Source organism: Streptomyces sp. NPDC001270 (assembly GCF_042896695.1).
Taxonomy (GTDB): Bacteria; Actinomycetota; Actinomycetes; order Streptomycetales; family Streptomycetaceae; genus Streptomyces.
The window spans coordinates 1-4372 of sequence record NZ_JBIAXM010000093.1; the positions used below are offsets into that span (position 1 = coordinate 1).

At 68.7% G+C, this 4372-nt stretch carries 4 protein-coding genes and 1 pseudogene; 3 read left to right on the forward strand and 2 right to left on the reverse strand.

What is annotated here, in order from left to right; genetic code table 11:
- Positions 1 to 94: 94 nt before the first annotated feature.
- Positions 95 to 464 (forward strand): annotated as a pseudogene (gene tpg, locus ACFY2B_RS46050) (telomere-protecting terminal protein Tpg); the annotation flags it as partial.
- A 124-nt stretch (positions 465 to 588) separates the two neighbouring features.
- Here the strand turns inward: tpg and ACFY2B_RS46055 are convergent.
- A complete protein-coding gene (locus ACFY2B_RS46055; RefSeq protein ID WP_390769032.1) occupies positions 589 to 963 on the reverse strand; it encodes a GNAT family N-acetyltransferase in 375 nt (124 codons plus the stop codon).
- Positions 964 to 1375: 412 nt separating this feature from the next.
- Here ACFY2B_RS46055 and ACFY2B_RS46060 point away from each other — a divergent pair, with 412 nt between their 5' ends.
- Positions 1376 to 1963 carry a dihydrofolate reductase family protein gene (locus ACFY2B_RS46060; protein WP_390769029.1) on the forward strand — a complete coding sequence of 196 codons (588 nt, stop codon included), beginning with the start codon at positions 1376 to 1378 and terminating at the stop codon, positions 1961 to 1963.
- A gap of 122 nt (positions 1964 to 2085) precedes the next feature.
- Positions 2086 to 3462, forward strand: a complete 1377-nt coding sequence (locus ACFY2B_RS46065; protein WP_390769030.1) for an IS1380 family transposase — start codon at positions 2086 to 2088, stop codon at positions 3460 to 3462.
- 154 nt (positions 3463 to 3616) lie between these two features.
- Here the strand turns inward: ACFY2B_RS46065 and ACFY2B_RS46070 are convergent, their stop codons facing one another.
- The gene (locus ACFY2B_RS46070; RefSeq protein WP_390769031.1) at positions 3617 to 4069 is read right to left on the reverse strand and encodes a hypothetical protein; all 453 of its coding nucleotides are present in this window, start codon (positions 4067 to 4069) and stop codon (positions 3617 to 3619) included.
- Between the last annotated feature and the right edge of the window lie 303 nt (positions 4070 to 4372).

Below are 4372 nucleotides of genomic sequence, written 5' to 3' on the forward strand. Positions count from 1 at the left end.
CGGGAACGTCCCGCTTCGCGGGACGTTCCCGAAAACCAGGATCAACCCCTACAAGCCAACCCCACCAGGGTTGACGAAACAGATAGGGGCACCCCCCCGCAAGGACCTCGCCGCGCGCCTGGAGCACGAGGTGAAGAAGCGGTGGCAGCCACAGATCCGCGCCAAGGCCCGGCAGAAGGCAGCGACCACCGGCGGCATCGTCATCGACACCCAGGCCCGGATCGGCTACACCGCGCCGATCGGCTCGACTGACGAGGACCGCCTCCGCCACCTCACCGTCGCGCTGCCGCCGCAGTATGCCGCCCGCCTCTTCGAGGCGCAGGAACAGCGCCACCGACCAGCGTCTGCAGGAGATCGCCGCCGAAGCGCTCAAGGAGGTGTACTTCCAGGACAGCGGCCGCCGCGCCGGCCAGCTGGAGGAGGTGCGCTTCACCGACATCCAGCACTTGGAGTTCGGCCCGTAACGTCCCCGAACACCCCGCGAGCCCCGGACCAGTTGGTTCGGGGCTCGCTCGCGTATCCGCGGGGGTCGGATGGTCATGCACGCGATGCCGTGCTCAACGAGGGCGACGTGCCCGGGTCACCGGCTCAGCGTGCGGGGCCGGGCAGGACGCCACGGATGACCAGCTGCCGCCCGTAGGGGGTGGGCATGGCCTGCATCTGGACGCCGGTGCGCAGCGGCTTCACCGAGAAGCGGAAGCCCTTGATCGGGCCGTGGCAGACGAACCCGGCCGGGGTGGGGATACCGATGCCGTCGGGGGAGAGAGTGAAGCCGAGCCCGGCGTAGAAGTCCGTCAGCTCCGGCTCGTGCGTGACGTACAGGATGGCCGCGCCGAACTTCCCCTGCTCGTGGGCGCCGGCCGCGCGCTCCACGTCGGCGACCAGGGTGCGGGCGATGCCCTTGCCGCGCCACGCTTCGACCACCGCGAGGGAGTCCAGGGTGGCGACCAGTCCGGCGATGATGTGGGCGTTAGCCTCGAGCTTTCGTGAGCGGTGCTGTCCGAAGCTTGATCAAATAAGCGAGGAGTGCCGCTGACCTCGGGTGATGGGACTTGCACAGGGTTCTCTTCGTCGTAGGGAACGCCGCACTCCCCAGGTGAAGAAGCGCAACGGGACGTATCCATGTGGCCGTGTCGAGAGCGACGGTCGTGGCGTGGTGACGCAGGCCAGTGCCGTGCTGCCCGGCGCTGCGGTGTGGGCGACGATGCGCACGTCCCGTTTCAGTACCGGGCCCAACCCGTCTCGGCGGCCCCACCGGTCCCCGCTTTCCCGGGTGAGCCGACGCCGCCGTAGGTCTCTCGCCGGTCGCCGATGAGTTTCACGGTCATAGGAGGTCGATACGGGGGACAGCCAACAAGCGCAAAGGAGGCCCGGGATGGGCAACGTGTTCACTCACATGACGATGTCGCTGGATGGGTTCGTTGCGGATCCGAATGACCACGTCGGGGAACTGTTCGACTGGTATGAGGCAGGGGAGGTGACCGTGCCGAACCCGAACGAGACCGTTTCGTTCCAGGTCGACGACGCCAGTGCGCAGGCGCTACAAGAGTTGACCGGCAACTGCGGTGCACTCGTCGCCGGCCGACGCCTGTTCGACATCGCCCATGGATGGGGTGACAAACACCCGGCAGGCGCCCCTGTTGTCGTGGTCACTCATCGCGCGCCTGAGGGCGCCGCCACGAAGTGGCCCACGACGACGTTCGTCGATGGAGTCGAAGCCGCGGTCACCCGGGCCAGACAGATCGCCGGCGATCAGGACGTCGCTATCGCAAGCGCGACGATCACCCAGCAGGCACTCGATCTCGGTCTGGTGGATGAGGTATGCGTCAGCCTCGTGCCGGTGCTGTTCGGCGAGGGGATCTCCTACTTCACGAAGCTGGAGCGGGGCCACCAACTCCTCAACGACCTGATCGTCGTCCAGGGACGCCGTGCCCTTCACCTGCGGTACCCAGTCCGACGTTAGCCTCGCGCTGTCCGGAGTGGGGCTGTCCGAGGGGTGATCACATAATTGAGGAGTGCGTCTGACCTGGGACGATGAAATTTGTCTAGGATCCTGGTCGTCGTCAAGAGAGCCGCACTCCTCGGGTGAAGAAGCGTAACGGGACGTATCCGCGTGTCCGTGTCGAGGGTGACGGTCGCGGGGTGATCTCGCACTCCGGTGCCGTGCTGCTGGTCGAGACCGCCCGGAAGGCAGGGCTGGATGCGGCAGTGTCGGCGGCTCTGGCGCCGTGGCGCAAAGCGCGGGCGGTCCATGATCCGGGCAAGGTCCTGATGGATGTGGCGCTCGCCGTGGCCCTGGGCGGGGACTGCCTGGCCGACGTCGGCATGGTGCGGGCCGAGCCCGCGGTGTTCGGGCCGGTGGCCTCCGACCCGACCATCTCCCGCCTGATCGACACGTTGGCCACGGCCGGGGCCCCCGCTCTCACCGCGATCCGGCGGGCACGAGCCGAAGTCCGCGAGCGTGTATGGCGGTTGGCCGGCGAGGCGGCGCCGGACGCGGGTGGCGAGGCGATCGTGGACATCGACGGTGTCCTGGTCCTGGCCCACTCCGAGAAGGAGAACGCCACCGCGACCTGGAAGAAGACCTTCGGCCATCACCCGCTGATCGCGTTCGTCGACCACGGTCCGGCAGGGTCCGGGGAACCAGTCGCTGGCCTGCTGCGGCCGGGGAACGCGGGCAGTAACACCGCCGCCGACCACATCGAGGCCGCGAAGCTCGCCCTGGCCCAGCTGCCGAAGAAGCACCGGCGAGGACGCCGCACTCTGATCCGCACCGACACGGCCGGAGGCACGCACGACTTCCTCGACTGGCTCACCCGGCGGGGGCGGTGGCTGTCCTACTCGGTTGGGATGACCATCACCGACGCCATCCACGCCGCCGTGCTCCTGGTCCCGGCCTCGGCCTGGACCCCCGCCATCGAACCTGGCGGCGAGATCCGCGACGGCGCCTGGGTCGCCGAACTCACCGGCGACATCCTGACCGGCTGGCCCAAGGGGACACGGCTGATCGTCCGCAAGGAACGGCCCCATCCCGGCGCCCAGTTGCGCTTCACCGACGCCGACGGCATGCGCCTGACGGCGTTTGCCACCAACACCCCGCACGCCCGGATCGCCGCGCTGGAACTGCGCCACCGCCAGCGCGCCCGCGCGGAGGACCGCATACGCGCCGCCCGGGCCACCGGGCTGCGTAACCTCCCCCTCCACAAGGCCGCGCAGAACAAGATCTGGCTGGAGATCGTCCAGATCGCCCTCGACCTGCTCGCCTGGATGCCCCTGCTCGCCCTGACTGGTCCCGCTCGGCTCTGGGAGGTCAAACGTCTGCGTCAACGGCTGTTCTCCGCCGCCGCCCAACTCGTCACCACCGGTCGGCGTCGAATCCTCCGACTCGCGGGCCACTGGCCCTGGACCGACGTCATCATCCACGCTCTCAACCAGCTCCAAACCCTCCCCAACCCCGGCTGACCAGCAGCTTCCCCGTCCCAACGAGCAGCACCACCCACCGGAACCGTGGAACCCGGCGCCCACCCGACGCGACAACCGGGCCACCAACCTGCCCACGCACAGAAACCACCACCCCGAACAAGCCGAAAGGGTTCCTCAGCAAGCTGACGAACCCTCACGCAAGATCGAGGTTAGGCGACCCCATGAGCATGGGGTGGGTGAATGCCCACGCCGCCGGCAGCGCCATCGTGCCGCCGACCAGAGCGCCGGATTCGGTCTCCTGCGCCGCGCGGACGCGGGTGTACTTGTCGGCGTCGGGGCTCTGGCGGATCGCGGTGGGAAGCTGCCGACAGGAGCCATCGGGGTTGTCCGGGTCGGCCAGCCGCATCACGGGCGCCAATGCGGCCGCGTCGGCCGGCGTCGCGTCCCGGATCGCCACGCCCTCCGGCAAGGCCGGGACGCTCACAGGGATGATCTCGCCCGGCTGCACCGCGACCCCGGCCCTGGGGGATGCGGCGGCGTACATGCGCTCACCCATCACGTTCCCCGAGAACAGGCGTTCCGCCTCGCGGCGCGCCGGATTCCCCGACCGCCGGGCGCCCTTGCGCGCCCCGTTCCGCTTCCCCACGGCGTTCCTCCCCTTGTCACCGCAAACCTCCCCCACCCGGCGCCCTCCTAACACCCGGCGCTGGCAGGCAACTTGGGGCCGCCGTGCCCAGAATCTGTCCACAGGCGATCCGTGATCCCTAGACGAGTAAGTCCTATGTCATGGGCTGCTGATCGGGCATGAGCAGAGGGTGTTCAAGATCATGTTGTGACGCAAGACCTGAACACCTTCTTGACCGCACTGTACGTGAAGATCGACGACGAGCTGGGAGGACCGCGGTGGATGGGCAGGCCGCCAGTGCTGACCGACTCCGAACTGGTCTGT